This window comes from Ottowia sp. (assembly GCF_035444425.1).
Taxonomy (GTDB): domain Bacteria; phylum Pseudomonadota; class Gammaproteobacteria; order Burkholderiales; family Burkholderiaceae_C; genus Ottowia.
On record NZ_DAOMOQ010000019.1, the window covers coordinates 1 to 16,038 of the forward strand.

The 16,038-nt window shown below is 67.6% G+C and carries 13 protein-coding genes, 1 tRNA gene and 3 pseudogenes; 10 read left to right on the forward strand and 7 right to left on the reverse strand.

What is annotated here, in order from left to right:
- Window positions 1-268, forward strand: a pseudogene (locus PK606_RS09145) (hypothetical protein); the annotation flags it as partial.
- A 52-nt stretch (window positions 269-320) separates the two neighbouring features.
- Here PK606_RS09145 and PK606_RS09150 read toward each other — a convergent pair.
- Both PK606_RS09150 and PK606_RS09155 read right to left on the reverse strand, forming a co-directional pair.
- Complete coding sequence (locus PK606_RS09150; protein ID WP_324563042.1) at window positions 321-1,106, reverse strand: hypothetical protein; 786 nt, start codon at window positions 1,104-1,106, stop codon at window positions 321-323.
- Window positions 1,107-1,234: 128 nt separating this feature from the next.
- Window positions 1,235-3,136 (reverse strand): ATP-binding response regulator, encoded by a 1,902-nt coding sequence (locus tag PK606_RS09155; RefSeq protein WP_324563044.1) that lies wholly within the window; start codon window positions 3,134-3,136, stop codon window positions 1,235-1,237.
- A 215-nt stretch (window positions 3,137-3,351) separates the two neighbouring features.
- On the opposite strand from PK606_RS09155, the pseudogene PK606_RS09160 reads away from it, so the two are divergent.
- The 4 genes and pseudogenes from PK606_RS09160 to PK606_RS09180 all read left to right on the forward strand — a co-directional run.
- Window positions 3,352-3,879: pseudogene (locus PK606_RS09160) on the forward strand (PhnD/SsuA/transferrin family substrate-binding protein); the annotation flags it as partial.
- A gap of 34 nt (window positions 3,880-3,913) precedes the next feature.
- On the forward strand, window positions 3,914-4,327 hold the full coding sequence (locus PK606_RS15945; protein WP_502920811.1) for a PhnD/SsuA/transferrin family substrate-binding protein: 414 nt from the start codon (window positions 3,914-3,916) through the stop codon (window positions 4,325-4,327).
- A 163-nt stretch (window positions 4,328-4,490) separates the two neighbouring features.
- Window positions 4,491-5,822 carry a type VI secretion system baseplate subunit TssK gene (gene tssK / locus PK606_RS09175; protein WP_324563046.1) on the forward strand — a complete coding sequence of 444 codons (1,332 nt, stop codon included), beginning with the start codon at window positions 4,491-4,493 and terminating at the stop codon, window positions 5,820-5,822.
- Window positions 5,823-5,849: 27 nt separating this feature from the next.
- On the forward strand, window positions 5,850-7,163 hold the full coding sequence (locus PK606_RS09180) for a DotU family type VI secretion system protein (RefSeq protein WP_324563048.1): 1,314 nt from the start codon (window positions 5,850-5,852) through the stop codon (window positions 7,161-7,163).
- Between the two features lie 397 nt (window positions 7,164-7,560).
- Here PK606_RS09180 and PK606_RS09185 read toward each other — a convergent pair.
- A pseudogene (locus PK606_RS09185) lies at window positions 7,561-7,761 on the reverse strand (transposase); the annotation flags it as partial.
- A 113-nt stretch (window positions 7,762-7,874) separates the two neighbouring features.
- On the opposite strand from PK606_RS09185, the gene PK606_RS09190 reads away from it, so the two are divergent.
- Entirely contained in the window at window positions 7,875-8,357 is a 483-nt protein-coding gene (locus PK606_RS09190; RefSeq protein WP_502920812.1) for a TagF domain-containing protein, read from the forward strand.
- Complete coding sequence (locus PK606_RS09195) at window positions 8,266-8,463, forward strand: site-specific integrase (RefSeq protein ID WP_324563156.1); 198 nt, start codon at window positions 8,266-8,268, stop codon at window positions 8,461-8,463. Before PK606_RS09190 ends, PK606_RS09195 begins: the two co-directional genes overlap by 92 nt.
- Before the next feature lie 315 nt (window positions 8,464-8,778).
- On the opposite strand, the gene PK606_RS09200 is transcribed toward PK606_RS09195, so the two are convergent.
- The 3 genes from PK606_RS09200 to PK606_RS09210 form a co-directional block, all read right to left on the reverse strand.
- Window positions 8,779-8,869: transfer RNA gene (locus PK606_RS09200), tRNA-Ser, on the reverse strand.
- Window positions 8,870-8,925: 56 nt separating this feature from the next.
- A complete protein-coding gene (locus PK606_RS09205; protein ID WP_324563052.1) occupies window positions 8,926-9,843 on the reverse strand; it encodes an SPFH domain-containing protein in 918 nt (305 codons plus the stop codon).
- A gap of 49 nt (window positions 9,844-9,892) precedes the next feature.
- Complete coding sequence (locus PK606_RS09210; RefSeq protein ID WP_324563054.1) at window positions 9,893-10,318, reverse strand: NfeD family protein; 426 nt, start codon at window positions 10,316-10,318, stop codon at window positions 9,893-9,895.
- A 135-nt stretch (window positions 10,319-10,453) separates the two neighbouring features.
- Between PK606_RS09210 and PK606_RS09215 the strand changes: the two genes are divergently transcribed.
- Together PK606_RS09215 and PK606_RS09220 are read left to right on the forward strand one after the other, a co-directional pair.
- Complete coding sequence (locus PK606_RS09215) at window positions 10,454-12,808, forward strand: Orn/Lys/Arg family decarboxylase (protein ID WP_324563056.1); 2,355 nt, start codon at window positions 10,454-10,456, stop codon at window positions 12,806-12,808.
- A 50-nt stretch (window positions 12,809-12,858) separates the two neighbouring features.
- Complete coding sequence (locus PK606_RS09220; RefSeq protein ID WP_324563058.1) at window positions 12,859-13,092, forward strand: HP1242/YdcH family protein; 234 nt, start codon at window positions 12,859-12,861, stop codon at window positions 13,090-13,092.
- 133 nt (window positions 13,093-13,225) lie between these two features.
- On the opposite strand, the gene fabI is transcribed toward PK606_RS09220, so the two are convergent.
- The gene (gene fabI, locus PK606_RS09225) at window positions 13,226-14,029 is read right to left on the reverse strand and encodes an enoyl-ACP reductase FabI (protein WP_324563061.1); all 804 of its coding nucleotides are present in this window, start codon (window positions 14,027-14,029) and stop codon (window positions 13,226-13,228) included.
- Between the two features lie 163 nt (window positions 14,030-14,192).
- On the opposite strand from fabI, the gene PK606_RS09230 reads away from it, so the two are divergent.
- Window positions 14,193-16,007, forward strand: a complete 1,815-nt coding sequence (locus PK606_RS09230; protein ID WP_324563064.1) for an extracellular solute-binding protein — start codon at window positions 14,193-14,195, stop codon at window positions 16,005-16,007.
- The last annotated feature ends 31 nt before the right edge of the window (window positions 16,008-16,038 follow it).

The following is a 16,038-nucleotide window of genomic DNA, read 5'->3' on the forward strand; positions in this document are numbered from 1 at the left end:
GCCACCACCGCCACCACCGCCACCACCGCCGCCGCCGCCGACCGTGGCTTCGTTCGTGCCGGAGATCGTGCGCGAGGACAGCAACACCTACACCTTCGATCGCAACATCGCCCAGGCGCCGATCTGCCTGGCGTCGGCGCCGCTGGACGGCGAGCGCGACGAGGCGGCCAGCGATTCGCTGGCAAGGGAGTGGGCGCGCGTGCGGTCGAAGCCGCAACTGACCAATTGCGTCGACTCGCAGCGTCGCAACAGCTGCAGCGATTTCTGATCCGCGGCCTGCGGTACGGGGCGGGGCCGCGGTGCGCCGCAGTGACGCGCGGTCAGCGCAGACCGGCGCGCTGACGCATGGCCTGCTCGAAATCGCCGCCGAAGGTCTTGTGGCCGGTGTGCGTCAGTCTTGATCGCGCATCGGCGAAGATCCTGCCGCCGATGGCGCGCCAGCGGCGGCAGAAGGCGAAGTCCTCGCTGACGTAGGCGCCCGTGGCGGCGTCGATATCGACGTCGAAGAAGCGGTAACGGCAGTGGTCGCGCCCGTCGGGTGTGCTGCCGGGGCTGCGGTAGCGCAACTCGGCGTAGTGCTCGGCCATGCGTTCGAAGACGCGGCGCGCGATCAGCATGAAGCCGGTGCCGATCTCCTGCACCTCGACGAAACCGTCGGTGTCGACCGGCTGTGCGTCAGGCAGGACGTTGACGCAGAAGCGCGCATGGCGGGCCTCGAAATCCGCCTGGGTGGCACCGGCCGGCAGTGCCTGCGCCAGGCCGCCGGGCGGCCAAGCGTCGATGCGCAGCGGGTAGATGCCCGCGACCACGTCACGCCCGGCCCGCATCAGGCGCAGGGCCGCTTCCGGCTCGAAGCCGATGTCGGCGTCGATCCAGAACAGATGGGTCCAGGTTGCATCGGCCATGAACTCGGCCACCAGTTCATTGCGCGCCCGGGTGATCAGCGCGTCGCCGTCGACGAAGCGCGTGAGCAGCGGGAAGCCGTAGGTCCACGCGGCGTTGCTGAGTGCCAGCAGGCTGCGCACATAGTGGGTCGTCAGCGTGCCGCTGTACGCCGGGGTGGCGATGAAGGGGCGGATGGGGTCGATTGCAGTTGGTCGAGACATGAGGGAACGGATGGTTCAATAGTCGAGCAGGTGCGGCCTCGGTGTGGCGTGCGCCGGCCGGTTCCTGGTGGGGGAGGCGATGCCGGCCAGGCAGGGTATCGTCGGTCGCGCCGCGCGCGATCCGGTGTCTATGCCAGCGCTTCGACCACCGGCGCGCGCGGTGCGATCGTTGCGACCGGTGCGCGCGGGCGATTGCTGCGTGCAGCCGCCAGCTGCTGCTGGATCGCACGGCGCAATTCGGTCGGCGTGAGCGGCTTGTGGAATACCGGGATGCCGCTTTCGCGAGAGCAGCGCACTGCGTCGATCTCGGTGTCACCGGTGACGAAGATCTGTGCCGTGCGCGGGCCGATGCCGTGCGGATGCTGCCGCAGCGCCGTCAGCGCGTTCATGCCGTGCTCGCCATTGCGCAGCCGCAGGTCGATCACCACCACATCGGGCGGTGCGCGCCAGCGTGATGCCAGCTCGAGCGCCTCGGCGCCGTCGCGCGCGCACAGCACGCTCGCGCCCCAGCCGGAGAACACCAGGCGCAGTGCCGCCAGGATGGTCGGTTCGTCGTCGACGACCAGCACGCAGAGGCCTGCCAGGCTGTCGCTGGCCGGCATTCCGATGGCCTCGGGAGCGAAGATCGGGGCCGCTTCGCGATGGGGGGTTGCGGCGGCAATGCTGACGCGCACGCTGGTGCCGCGCCCGGGTGTCGAGCGCAGGGTGACGCCGGCCTTCAGCAGGCCGGCCAGGCGCTGCACCGTCGCCAGCCCCAGTCCCATGCCGCATGTCCGGCCATCAGGGCGGTTGTCGACCCGGTAGAACTCCTCGAAGATGCGTTGCTGGTGCTCGGGTGCGATGCCGACGCCGGTATCGACGACCTCGATGCTGACCTGCGTGCCGCGCCGGCGTGCCGCCACCAGCACGCCGCCGGCCGTCGTGTGCCGCAGCGCGTTGGAGACCAGGTTGCCGACGATGCGCGACAGCATGTAGTAGTCGCAGTTGACCCACAGGTCGGTCCGGCGCACCACCAGCCGCAGTTCCTGGGCTTCCGCGACCGGGCGGAAGTTGCGGCTGATGTCGTCGAACAGGCGGTCGAGCGCGAAGTCGCTGCGCTGCGGCTTGAGAACGCCGGCATCGATCTGCGAGATGTTGAGCAGCTCCAGGAACAGGTGGTCCAGCGACTCGACGCATTCGCGCACGTACTTGATGCGCTGCAGCCGTGCTGGATCGGTCTCGCCGGTGGCCAGGCTCTCGGAAAACAGCGTCAGTGCGTGCAGCGGCTGGCGCAGATCGTGGCTGGCGGCCGCCAGCAGCCGCGTCTTGGCCTGGCTGACCAGTTCGATCTGGCGGTTCTTCTGCTCGAGTTCGGTGGTGGCCTGCCGCACGCGCGATTCCAGCGTGCGCCGGCTGTCCAGCAGCGCGGCGGCAGCGCGGTTGAAGCCCTCTTGCAGCCGGCGGATCTCGGCTGTGCCCTGCTGTCTGACCCGTGCCGCCTGGCCGGCGCCCAGTTGATCCACCGCCGTGGCCAGTTCACGCACCGGGGCGCTGATGCGTCGTGCGGCCCAGGTGCCGACCAGCACCACGCCCGCCAGGCACGCGGCCAGCGCCAGCAGCACGTTCAGCCAGGCCCGATGCGCGGCGGCACGCACCTCCGCCAGGCTGAAGTCGATCACGACCTGGCCCCTGGGTTCGGTCAGGCCGATCGGCGCCGTGACCTGCAGACCGGGTGGTCCTGTGCGGTGTCGCTGGATGCCGCCGCCAGCAATTCGCCGTCCCAGGACCAGATGTGCACCTGCTGGATCAGGGTCTGCGACGCCCCGGAACGGGCCACGCGCAACAGCGCGCCGGTCCATCTCGGTCATCGGGCCTTGCGCCCATTGCGCCAGTTGCCGTGCCGCATTGCGGGCGTTGGCCTGGCTCAGCTCGCGCACGTCGCGCAGGTGCTGGCTTGCCATGACCAGCACCATGGCCGCGGTGGCCAGGATGGCCGGCACGACGGCAAGCAAGGCCAGTTGCAGCGTCAACGACGATCGGATCGCACGCATGGTGCCTGGTGATGGCGGCTCATCGGCGCTGAGCCAGTATGTAAACAGGTTGTAAAGGATTTCAATATTAAACTAGTCTTATGTCATAAGGTCATCACCTAAATGAATGAGCAACCGGCGCAGATCGGCGCGACAAGATCCATGCCGTCGGGCCAATGACACGCGCGCAGGATGGGGGGAACATGTTCTCGAGCAAGCGACGAAGGATGGCGTGGATGCTGCTGTTCGCGCTGGCTGGCGCGCCAGTGGCCTCGGCACGGAGCGTTGCGGAAAGCAGTGACCGAGTGCGCTTTGGCATCTTGCCGTTGGGAGGCGCCGTCGACTCCCGCAGCGACTGGGAGCCTCTGCTGGCGGATTTCGGACGTGCCATTGGCCGGTCGATCAGCCTGCTGTCCGTCGGTACCTATGAGGCTCTGGACCGTGCCATCCGTGCCGACGAGGTCGACATGGCGTTCCTGTCCGGCAAGATGGCGCTGGACGCGGTGGTGCGCCGCAGCATGCGGGTGGTGGCGCAGGTGCGCCGCCACGACGGCCTGGATGGCTACCGCGCCACGCTGCTGACGCGACGCAGCGGTGACTTCACTTCGCTGCAGCAGTTGCTGGCGCAGCCCGAGCGGTGGCGGCTGGCGCGTGGCGAGCCACGCTCGCTGTCGGGATTCGTGGTGCCGCAACTGCAACTGTTCCTGCCTCACCGCATCGCCATGGAAACCCGGTTCCAGAGCGAGATCGTCGGCACGCACCAGCGCACGGCACTCGCCGTCGCCAACAACGAAGCCGATGTGGCGACCAACAACACGGCGGACTTCGGCGCTTCAAGCTGCAGTTTCCCGCCGAGGCGCGCGGCTGCAGGTGATCTGGGAGTCGGATCTGGTGCCGCACGGGGCGATCGTGATCCGGCGCGACTATCCAGCCGGGTTCCAGCGTGCGGTGCAGCAGTTCCTGGTCGACTACGGGCAGCAGCCGGGCCCCTTGGGCGATGCGCAGCGCCGCGTGCTGAAGTCGCTGCACGATTTCGCCGGCTTTTCGCTGGCGGATGACCGCATCCTGCTGCCGGTGGCGCATCTGAACCACCAGCTGGCGCTGCAGCAGGCCGAGCAGGCGCAGTGGATCAATGCGGCAGCCAAGGCCGCGCGCCTGCGGCGCGTCGAGGCAGAGTACGCCGAACAGATCAGGATGCTCAAGGCGGATTGATCGAAGGCAGCGCAGCGTCTGGCACGCGGGCGCAGCGTAAGACCTTCGCGATAGGTGGGCCGGGCGGCTAGGCCGTAAGTCGGATTGGCCGACGCCGGGGCCGGCGATGACACTTGCTGCAGCGGCGCGCTGCGTCGCGACGCACGTCCCGACGGAGCCCCCATTGACCTGGCAATCGAAAGTGGTGTGGAGCGAAGGCATGCTGCTGCAGCCGCAGCACCTGCAGCAGACCGAGCGCCACCTGGACCACGTACGACACCTGACGCTGCGCGCCAGCACGCCGTACGCTTGGGGCTTCGTGGCGCTGGAGATCGACCAGGCGGCGCTGGCGCTGGGCAAGCTGGCCTTGATCAAGGCGGTTGGCGTGTTCGGCGATGGCACCGTGTTCGACATGCCGGCGGTCGATCCGCTGCCGCCGCCGCTGGAAGTGCCGCCAGACATGCGTGACGAACTTGCCGTGCTGGCGCTGCCGCTGCGTCGCCCGGGCGCGCGCGAGGCCGATGTCGAGGCGCCGGACGAACTGGTGCGCCACCGGGTGCTGGAATCCGAGGTGCCCGATTCCAACACCGCCGGCGAGCGCACCACCTTGCTGCAGCTCGGGCAGCTCAACGCACGGCTGGTGCGCGCCGGTGATTCGACCGACGCCTGGGCGACGCTGAACCTGGTGCGCGTGCAGGAACGGCGGCAGGACAACCAGCTGGTGCTCGACCGCGGCCGCATCCCGCCGCTGCTCGATTGCGCCGCGCATGCGGTGATGCGGTCCTGGCTCGACGAACTGCTCGGCCTGCTGCGCCAGCGTGCCGAGGCGCTGGCCGGGCGCATGACGCAGGGCGGCACCGGCGGCGTGGCCGAGATCGCCGACTTCATGCTGCTGCAGACCGTCAACCGGCACCAGGCGGTGTTCGGCCACCTGCACACCATGAACACGCTGCATCCGCGCGATTTCTACGAACACGCGCTGGCGCTGGCCGGCGACCTGGCGACGTTCAGGGACAGCCGCCGCGTGCGCGACTTTCCACCCTATGTGCACGACGACCTGGAAGCCACGTTCCGGCCCCTGATGGACGACCTGCGCCGCAGCCTGTCGATGGTGCTGGAGCAGTCGGCGATCCGCATCGAGCTGCACGACCGCAAGCATGGCGTGCGGGTGGCGCTGATCCCGGACGTCGAGCTGCAGCGGCACGCGACCTTCGTGCTGGCGGTCAACTCGCAGATGCCGGGCGAAGCCTTGCGCGCGCGCTTTCCGACCCAGGTCAAGATCGGTCCGGTCGAGCGCATCCGCGACCTGGTCAACCTGCACCTGCCGGGCGTGACCCTGACGCCGCTGCCAGTGGCGCCGCGCCAGATTCCGTTTCACAGCGGCGCCAGCTACTTCGAGCTGGAAACGCGCCAAAGCGATCTCTGGCGCCAGCTCGAGCAGTCCGGCGGCATGGCGATGCACATCGCCGGCGAGTTCCCGGGCCTCGATCTCGCGTTCTGGGCGATCCGGTCCTAGCGCCGGCGTGAGTGGAGGTTTGCCGACATGTCCTCGCCCGATCCCTTTGCCGGCTACGAGCCCGAGCGCACCATCATCAAGCCGACGCCGCGCAGCGGCACCGCGCCGCCGGCCATGGGTCGTAGCAGCACACCCGAGGTGGCCGACGCGGCCGGCGCCGACATCGCCCAGCTCAGCATCCTCAATCCGCTGGTCTCGGCTGCCGGCAAGCTGCTGGCGCTGGCGGCGCGCTTGCGCGGCCTGGCCGCGGTGCCCAACGTGGGCACGCTGCGTGCCACGGCGGCCGATGCGGTGCAGCGCTTCGACGCCGATGCGCGGCGCGCCGGCGTTCCCAACGAGTCGGTGCTGGGCGCGCGCTACGTGCTGTGCACCGCGGTCGACGAGGCGGTGGCCAACACGCCCTGGGGCGTGCAATCGGGCTGGAACAAGCAGAGCCTGCTGGTGCAGTTCCACAGCGAGACCTGGGGCGGCGAGAAGGTGTTCCAGCTGCTGGCGCGGCTGGCCCAGGACGTGCCCGCCAACCGCCAGCTGCTGGAGCTGATCTACTGCGTGCTGGCGCTGGGATTCGAGGGGCGCTACCGTGTCATCGACAACGGCAAGGCGCAGCTCGACACCTTGCGCCAGCGCCTGGCCGACCTGATCCGCAAGGATCGTCCGCCGGTGGAGGCCGAGCTGTCGCCGCACTGGCGCGGCCTCGGCGGCGGCACGGCGCGCCTGCGCGAGACGCTGCCGCTGTGGGTGTTCGGGGTCGGCTTTCTGCTGCTGCTGGCGCTGGTGTTCTTCGCCCTGCGCATGTGGCTGGCCAACCGCTCGGACGCCACTTACGCCGCGCTGTCGGAGCTGCGGCCGCCGGCGATGCAGATCGCGCCGCCGGCGGTGAAGGCCAAGACCCCGCGCCTGGCGCGTTTTCTGGAGCCCGAGATCCGTGAAGGCCTGGTGACGGTGACGGACGAGGTCGATCGCAGCGTGGTCAGGCTGCGCGGCGACAGCTTCTTCGCCTCCGGCAGCGCCGCGCCAACCAGTCGGTCGCTGCCGGTGCTGGGGCGCATCGGCGCCGCGCTGGCCGAGGTCAAGGGCGAGGTGCTGATCACCGGGCACTCCGACAACCAGCCGATCCGCTCGGTGCGCTATCCGTCCAACTGGCACCTGTCGGCGGCGCGCGCCGAGGCCGTCAAGGCGGCGCTGGTGGCGCAGGTCGAGCCGGCGCGCATGCGCGCCGACGGCCGCGCCGACTCGGAGCCGGTGGCCGCCAACGACAGCGCGGCCAGCCGCGCCCTGAACCGGCGCGTCGACATCATCCTGATCACCGGCGCAGCGACGCCGCAGGGAGCGGCGCGATGAGGAAGTTGCTGAGCCTGCTGTGGCAGCCGCTGCTGTTCGTGCTGCTGGCGCTGCTGGTGCTGTCGGTGTTGATCTGGTGGATGGGTCCGCTGGTGCGGATCGGCGCACTGGCGCCGCTGGCCAGCGAACTGGCGCGTGCACTGCTGATCGGCGCACTGGTGCTGCTGGTGCTGGGGCGCTACCTGTGGCGCCGCTGGCGCGCCCGCAGCGCCAGCCGGCAACTGGCCGAGGAGCTGGTCAAGCCGGAGCCGGTGGCCGCCACGGCGCTGCCCGATGCCGCGGCCGAGGAGCAGAAACTGCTGGCCGGGCGCTTTGCCGAGGCGATCCAGACGCTGCGCAAGATGCGCCTGCAGCAGGCCGGCGGCAAGCCCGGCTGGCGTGACTGGCTGTCGATCTCGGCCGCGAGCGCACCGTCCTTCTCGAGCCTGCGCCAGTGGAACAACTGGTTCGGGTTCACGCCATGCTGTCGCGCCACGAGCGACACCGACATCCCAGGCTCGTACGTCTGGCGCACCATCGACAGCTTCTCGGAGGCCGTCCACCGCCTGCGGCGCTGGACGGCCAACACTTCGACTTCTTTGCTCTTCGGACTAGTCATAGACACAGCTCTTTGCCTACCTCTTAGGTTAAGACAGAACATGCGTCCGGAGATTCAGGGGGCTACTTCACGAGTGGGTCGAGTCCTACCTCACGGCGCCGGTGTGGTGCTTCGTGCTGGCGCCCGGCATGCTCGAGCTGCGCGGTGCGCAAGGGGTGCTGATGCCCTCGGTGGACCGGGTCGGCCGCTACTTTCCCTTGACGCTGCTGCGCTGGCTGGCCGACGGCGACGCGCCATGCCGGCGCTGGTGGACGCTGGCCGGCCAGGCGGCGCTGGGCGGACTGCACGGGGACCTCGACGCGAACGACTTCGACCAACTGCTCCAGCGCAGGTTCTCGGCTGCCGACGCGGCAGCGGATGGCGCCGCGGAGCCGATGCTCGAACTGCCGCCGGCCGGCCACAGCCTGTGGGGCATCTTCGATGACGGCGGCGTGCCTACCAGTTCACTCAGCACTGGGGGAGTTGATAGATCGCTTGATGGGTGCAAGCCAGGATGGCTACCTCTTGTCCGGGCTGACCTTCAACAAGTATGGGGATCGCTCCAACGCCATCGGCAAACGCTTTGGGCGACTGAAGCAGTCTCTCGGGTTCTCTGAGAAGAAGGTCTTCCATTCGATCAGAAAGACCGTGGTCACCCTGCTGGAAGACGCAGGGGTCACCATTCCAGCAGCAATACGCCCACGCGTGCCGACGCGACAGTGACGCGTGCCGACGCGTGGCGTTGCATGGCGTTGCATGGCGTTGCCACAGCATGAAACCCACGGGAAACCAGCCACCCGAGAACACCGTTTCGGGGGTCTCGACAATGCACGCGCGTGGGGCATCCGACCTCGACCCCCGAAACGGGGTTGCAGGTCAAGGCACTGCTGCTAGCAAGGGGCGTTTGCCGACTTCGCCAACTGGCAAAAAAAGAGCATTACCCACGCCTACCGCAGTTTGCGGCATGGGTAGAAACGTGGGTAGACGCGAGCAGGCAAGAAAAAAGCCTAAGTGAATCAATCACTTAGGCTCTTGTAATGGCGGAGAGGGCGGGATTCGAACCCGCGGTGGGCTATTAACCCACACACGCTTTCCAGGCGTGCGACTTAAACCGCTCATCCACCTCTCCGGGAACCGGCAATTGTAGCTCGCACCAAGCGCTCGGCCATGTGGACGGCCGCGCGATCAGGCGCTGGTGCTTTGCGCCTGCACCATCTTCATGGCCGAGCTGACGAGGGTGGCAACTTCGGTCATGTTGCTGGGTACCACCAGGGTGGTCTTCGACTCGGCAGCGAGCCGGCTGTAGGCGTCGACCGCCTTCTCGGCCACCTTGAGCTGCACCGCGTCTTCGCCACCGGGTTCGCGGATGGCGGCGCCGACGCGCTCGATGGCGAATGCGGTGGCGTTGGCGACCTCGGTGATGGCGGCGGCCTCGCCCTGGGCGGTGTTGATGGCAGCCTGCTTGTCGCCCTCGGAACGCGCGATCGCGGCCTGCTTCTGGCCCTCGGCCAGGTTGATTTCCTCCTGCCGCTTACCTTCGGAGGTGGCGATGACGGCGCGCTTCTCGCGCTCGGCTGTGATCTGCGCCTGCATGGCGCGCAGGATCTCGGCCGGCGGCGTCAGGTCCTTGATCTCGTAGCGCAGCACCTTGACACCCCAGTTCAGCGCTGCTTCGTCGATCGCCTCGACCACCTTGGCGTTGATGATGTCGCGCTCCTCGAAGGTCTTGTCGAGCTCCAGCTTGCCGATCACGCTGCGCAGCGTGGTCTGCGCTAGTTGCGTGATCGCCATGACGTAGTTGCTCGATCCGTAGCTGGCGCGCATTGGGTCGGTGACCTGGAAGTACAGCACGCCATCGACCTGCAGCTGCGTGTTGTCGCGCGTGATGCAGACCTGGCTCGGCACGTCCATGGGGATTTCCTTCAGGCTGTGCCTGTACGCGACACGGTCGATGAAGGGCACCAGGAAGTTCAAGCCGGGCGACAGCGTGGTGCTGTACTTGCCCAGGCGCTCGATCACCCAGGCGTTCTGCTGCGGCACGATCTTGACGGAACGGGTGATGAAGATGACGGCGATGATGAGGAGGATAAGGGCGATTTCCACGGCGTGCCTTTCAGGTACTGGGGCTAGTAGAACAGACGATCGTGTCGGTTCAGACCGGATCGACCAGCAGCCGGCTGCCGACCAGCTCAGCCACGCGGTGCGGTCCTGGGCGCGGCTCGGTGCCGGGGCGGGCGATCGCCGTCCACTGGGCGCCGCGGTAGCGGATCTGTGCGGTGCCGTCGGCGTTCCAGCCGTCGATCTGCACGGTTTCACCGACGTCCAGATTGACGCTGCGCTCGGCGCGCGGCGAGGGATCGCCGGGGCGGCGCCGGCGCACCAGGTAGCAGGCAAAGGCCGCGACGCCGCCGATCACCGCCGCCACCGCCAGCTGGATCGGCAGCGGCGCACCGGCGTGGGCCGCCAGCGCGCCGGCGACGCCGCCGATGGCCAGCATCAGCAGATAGAAGGTGCCGCTGGCCAGTTCCAGCGCCACCAGCACGCCGGTGGCGATCCACCAGAGGGTCGATTCAGCCATGGGGTCTCCGATTCATGCCACTATCGGCGCTCATGTGTCTTCATTTTGCGATGCGCGTGCGTTTGACAAGGCCCTGCCACGGCAATTCCGTACACTTCGCCGCCACGCCGCCGCATCAAAGCTAGAGTCTGCCCCATGAAATTCCGCTTTCCCATCGTCATCATCGACGAAGACTACCGCGCCGAGAACACGTCCGGCTTCGGCATCCGGGCGCTCGCCGAGGCGATCGAGGCCGAGGGCTTCGAGATCCTGGGCGCCACCAGCTACGGCGACCTGAGCCAGTTCGCGCAGCAGCAAAGCCGCGCCAGCGCTTTCATCCTGTCGATCGACGACGAGGAACTGGGCACCGACCCCGAGGCCTCCCCGGCAGTGCAGGACCTGCGCAACTTCATCGTCGAGGTGCGTCGCAAGAACGCCGACGTGCCGATCTACCTGCACGGCGAGACCAAGACCAGCCAGCACTTGCCCAACGACGTGCTGCGCGAACTGCACGGCTTCATCCACATGTTCGAGGACACGCCCGAGTTCGTGGCCAAGCACATCGTGCGCGAGGCCAAGAGCTACCTGGAGGGCATCCAGCCGCCGTTCTTCAAGGCCTTGCTCGACTACGCCGACGACGGCTCGTACTCGTGGCACTGCCCGGGCCACTCGGGCGGCGTGGCGTTCCTGAAGTCGCCCATCGGCCAGATGTACCACCAGTTCTACGGCGAGAACATGTTGCGCGCCGACGTCTGCAACGCGGTGGAGGAACTCGGCCAGTTGCTCGACCACAACGGCGCCATCGGCGAGAGCGAACGCAACGCGGCGCGCATCTTCAACGCCGACCACTGCTTCTTCGTCACCAACGGCACCAGCACCTCGAACAAGATCGTCTGGCACCACACGGTGGCACCAGGCGACGTGGTGGTGGTGGACCGCAACTGCCACAAGAGCAACCTGCACGCCATCATCATGACCGGCGCGATCCCGGTCTTCCTGAAGCCGACCCGCAACCACTACGGCATCATCGGCCCGATCCCCAGGAGCGAGTTCGAGCCCGAGACGATCAAGGCCAAGATCCGCGCCAACCCGCTGCTCAAGCACGTCGATGCCGACAAGGTCAAGCCGCGCATCATGTCGCTGACGCAGTCGACCTACGACGGCGTGCTGTACGACACCGAGGCCATCAAGAGCATGCTCGACGGCTACGTCGACAACCTGCATTTCGACGAGGCCTGGCTGCCGCACGCCGCCTTCCACCCGTTCTACGGCTCCTACCACGCCATGGGCAAGAAGCGCGCGCGGCCGACGCAGAGCGTGGTGTATTCGACCCAGTCGATCCACAAGCTGCTGGCCGGCATCAGCCAGGCCAGCCACGTGCTGGTGCAGGACTCGCAGCACGTCAAGCTGGACCGCTTCCTGTTCAACGAGGCGTACCTGATGCACACCTCGACCAGCCCGCAGTACAGCATCATCGCCAGCTGCGATGTCGCCGCCGCCATGATGGAGCCGCCCGGCGGCACCGCGATGGTCGAGGAAAGCATCGCCGAGGCGCTGGACTTCCGCCGCGCCATGCGCAAGGTCGAGCAGGACTTCGGCCACGGCGACTGGTGGTTCAAGGCCTGGGGCCCGGACGAGATCGCCGAATCCGGCGTCGGCCGCGCCGACGACTGGATCATCAAGAACGGCAGCGGCAAGAAGAACTGGCACGGCTTCGGCAAGCTGGCGCCGGGCTTCAACATGCTGGACCCGATCAAGGCAACCATCGTTACGCCGGGCCTGAACCTGAACGGCAAGTTCGACAAGACCGGCATCCCGGCGTCGATCGTCACCAAATTCCTGGCCGAGCACGGAGTGGTGGTGGAGAAGACCGGCCTCTACAGCTTCTTCATCATGTTCACCATCGGCATTACCAAGGGCCGCTGGAACACGCTGGTGACGGCGCTGCAGCAGTTCAAGGACGACTACGACCGCAACCAGCCGATGTGGCGCATCATGCCGGAGTTCTGCGCCCAGCACCGCCGCTACGAGCGCATGGGCCTGCGCGACCTGTGCCAGCACGTGCACCAGCTCTACGCCAAGCACGACATCGCGCGCCTGACCACCGACATGTACCTGAGCGAACTGACGCCGGCCATGAACCCGGCCGACGCCTATGCCTGCATCGCGCGGCGCAAGGTCGAGCGGGTCGAGATCGACCAGCTGGAAGGGCGCATCACCACCGCGCTGGTGACGCCGTATCCGCCCGGCATCCCGCTGCTGATTCCGGGTGAGGTGTTCAACAAGAAGATCGTCGACTACCTGAAGTTCGCACGTGATTTCGCGCTCGAATGCCCCGGTTTCGAGACCGACATCCACGGCCTCGTCGAGATCGAAGAGGACAACGGCCGCGTCCGCTACTTTGCCGACTGCGTCGCTGCCGATGGCCGCAAGCACAAGGTGAAGCCGCTTTCCACCACGCAGGACATGCTGGCCACGGATAAGGATTCACCCTATTCACGCTTCATGTGAGGCCGGCGCTCGCTTATGATTTTGGTCCGTGTCATCGAAAAGGAGAAACGATGTTTCCTGAATACCGCGACCTGATCACCCGCTTGAAGGGCGAGGGCACGAACGCCCGCTTCCTTCACCTGTTCGAGAAACACAACGACCTGGACCACCAGGTCAAGGCGCTGGAAGACCACGACGCCGGCGGGACCCACGCCGAGATCGAGACCCTGAAGAGAGAGAAGCTGCGCGTCAAGGATGAGCTGTACGCCATCCTGCGCCAGGAGTCGGCAGCCGCCGGCACCTGAGCGGCTGCCGCGGTCATGCCGAAGCGCCCGGCCCGTGCAGGGCCCAAGTGCGTGAAAGCCCGCAGCGATGCGGGCTTTTTCACGTCCGGGGGCAGCTGGATCGTCGTCTGCCGCCGGACCGATCGACCAGGCGTCAGCCCACCATGTCGGCCGACAGCCCCGCCGTCTGGCTGAAGCCGCCGTCGACGTAGGTGATCTCGGCCGTCACGCCACTGGCCAGGTCGCTCAGCAGGAAGGCCGCCACGTTGCCGACGTCGTCGATGGTGACGTTGCGGCGCAGCGGCGCGGCGGCGGCGACGTAGCCCAGCAGCTTGCCGAAATCCTTGATGCCGCTGGCCGCCAGGGTCTTGATCGGACCGGCGCTGATGCCGTTGACGCGCACGCCCCTGCCGCCCAGCGCTTCGGCCATGTAGCGCACGCTGGCCTCCAGCGACGCCTTGGCCAGGCCCATGGTGTTGTAGTTGGGGATGCTGCGCAGCGCGCCCAGGTAGGACAGCGTCAGCAGCGCGGCCTTGTCGTTCAGGTAGGGCAGGGCGGCCTTGGCCATGCCGGGAAAGCTGTAGGCGCTGATGTCGTGCGCAATGCGATAGTTCTCGCGCGACAGGCCGTCGAAGAAGTTGCCCGCGATGGCCTCGCGCGGCGCGAAGCCGATGGCGTGCACGAAGCCGTCGAATTTCGGCCAGGTTTGCGACAGGTCGGCGAACATGCGCTCGATCTGCTCGTCGCTGCCGACGTCGCAGTCGAACACCAGCTTGGAGTCGAACTCGGCCGCGAACTCGCTGATGCGGTCCCTGAAGCGCTCGCCCACGTAGCTGAAGGCCAGCTCCGCGCCCTGCCTGCGGCAGGCGCGCGCGATGCCGTAGGCGATCGAGCGGTTGGACAGCACGCCGGTGATCAGCAGCTTCTTGCCTGCCAGGAAACCGGTGGGTTGGGTCATGGGGTCTAGCTCCTCAAGGAAATCGGGTGGAGCACTGCGATCGGCAGTCCGTTGGGCTTCTCACCCGCCGTTCGCCCTGTGCCGGCCGAAGGGCTTCGACAGGCTCAGCCCGAACGGACTGGAAACATCGCGGTGCCGGTTTGAATGGCGGCAGAATTGTCGCATGCGTGTTTTGCCCGCCCTGCTCGTGTCGCTGCTGCTGGCCGCCAGTGCGGCATCCGCCTTCGCCGCCCATGGCTACGCCCTGTGGGGCGACATGAAGTACCCGCCCGGCTTCGCGCATTTCGACTACGTCAACCCCGACGCGCCCAAGGGCGGCGAGATCCGGCTGGTCAGCAACCTGCGCCTGTCGACCTTCGACAAGTACAACCCCTTCACCATCCGCGGCGGCGCGCCGGCCTACCTGAGCCAACTCATGTTCGACAGCCTGCTGGCCGGCTCGCTGGACGAGGAGGGCGCCGGCTATGGCCTGCTGGCCGAGGACGTCGCGGTGGCGCCCGACGGACTGTCGGCCACCTTCCGCCTGCGGCCCGAGGCGCGCTTCCACAATGGCGACCCGGTGCTGGCACAGGACGTCAAGCACAGCTACGACACCCTGGTCGGCCCGCACACCTCGCCCGGCTACAAGACGCTGCTGATCGACGTCGCCGGCGTCGACGTGGTCGATGAGCGCACGGTGCGCTATCGCTTCCGGCGCGCCAACCGTGAACTGCCGCTCACGGTCGGTGGCCTGCCGGTGTTCAGCCGCAAGTGGGGCGAGGGCAAGCCCTTCAACGAGGTGGTGATGGAACCGCCGATCGGCTCCGGCCCGTACCGCATCGGCCCGGTCAAGTTCGGCAAGGACATCACCTACGTGCGTGATCCCGGTTACTGGGCGCGCGATCTCAACGTGCGCCGCGGCACCGCCAACTTCGACCAGATCCTGGTCAAGATCTACAAGGACAACACCGCGCGGCTGGAGGCGCTGAAGGCCGGCGAATTCGACCTCATGGCCTTTTATTCCGCCGGCGACTGGGCGCGGCGTGTCAACGGCAAGCGCTTCGACACCGGGGAACTGGTAAAGGGGGAGTTCCAGCACCAGTTGCCGACCGGCTTCCAGAGCTACGTGCTGAACACGCGCCGCGCCCTGCTGCAGGACGTGCGCGTGCGCGAGGCACTGGGCCTGGCGGTCGACTACGAGTGGATGAACCGCCAGATGTTCTACAACTCCTACACGCGGGTGCGCGGCCTGTTCGGCAACACCTCGTGCGCCGCCAGTGGCTTGCCCTCGAGCGAGGAACTGGCGCTGCTGGAGCCCTGGCGTGGGAAGCTTCCCGATGCCGTGTTCGGCCGCGCCTACGCGCCGCCGCGCACCGATGGCGACAGCAGCCTGCGCGACAACCTGCGCCGGGCGCAGAAGCTGCTGGCCGAGGCCGGCTGGCAGGTCGAGAACGCCACCCTGCGCAACGCCCAGGGCCAGCCCTTCGTGCTCGAATACCTCGACAGCAACGAAACCGGCGCCCGCGTCGTGTCACCCTGGATGCGCAACCTGGAAAAGCTCGGTGTCACGCTGCGCTTTCGGCCAGTCGATTTCGCGCTCTACCAGCAGCGCCTGCAGAAGTTCGACTTCGACATCACCACCATCGCCTATGCCGGCACCGCCAACCCCGGCCAGGAGTACGCTGACCTGTTCGGCAGCGCGGCAGCCGATACCGAGGATTCAGGCAACCTGGCCGGCGTCAGGAGTCCGGCGGTCGACGCCATTCTCGACCGCATGGTCGGCGCCAGGACCAGGCCCGACTATCTGGCCGCCTGTCAAGCGCTCGAGCGCGTCATCACCCACGGTCACTACCTGATCCCGCAGTGGTACGCCGGCACCCACCGCATGGCCTACAACGCCTGGCGGCTGGAGCGGCCGAAGGTGACGCCGCCGTACTTCCGGGGCGAGACCTGGGCGATCGATACCTGGTGGGCGAGGAATCCGCCGGGGTCGCGATAGCGCGCGTGATGCGCATCGGCGGCCGATCAAT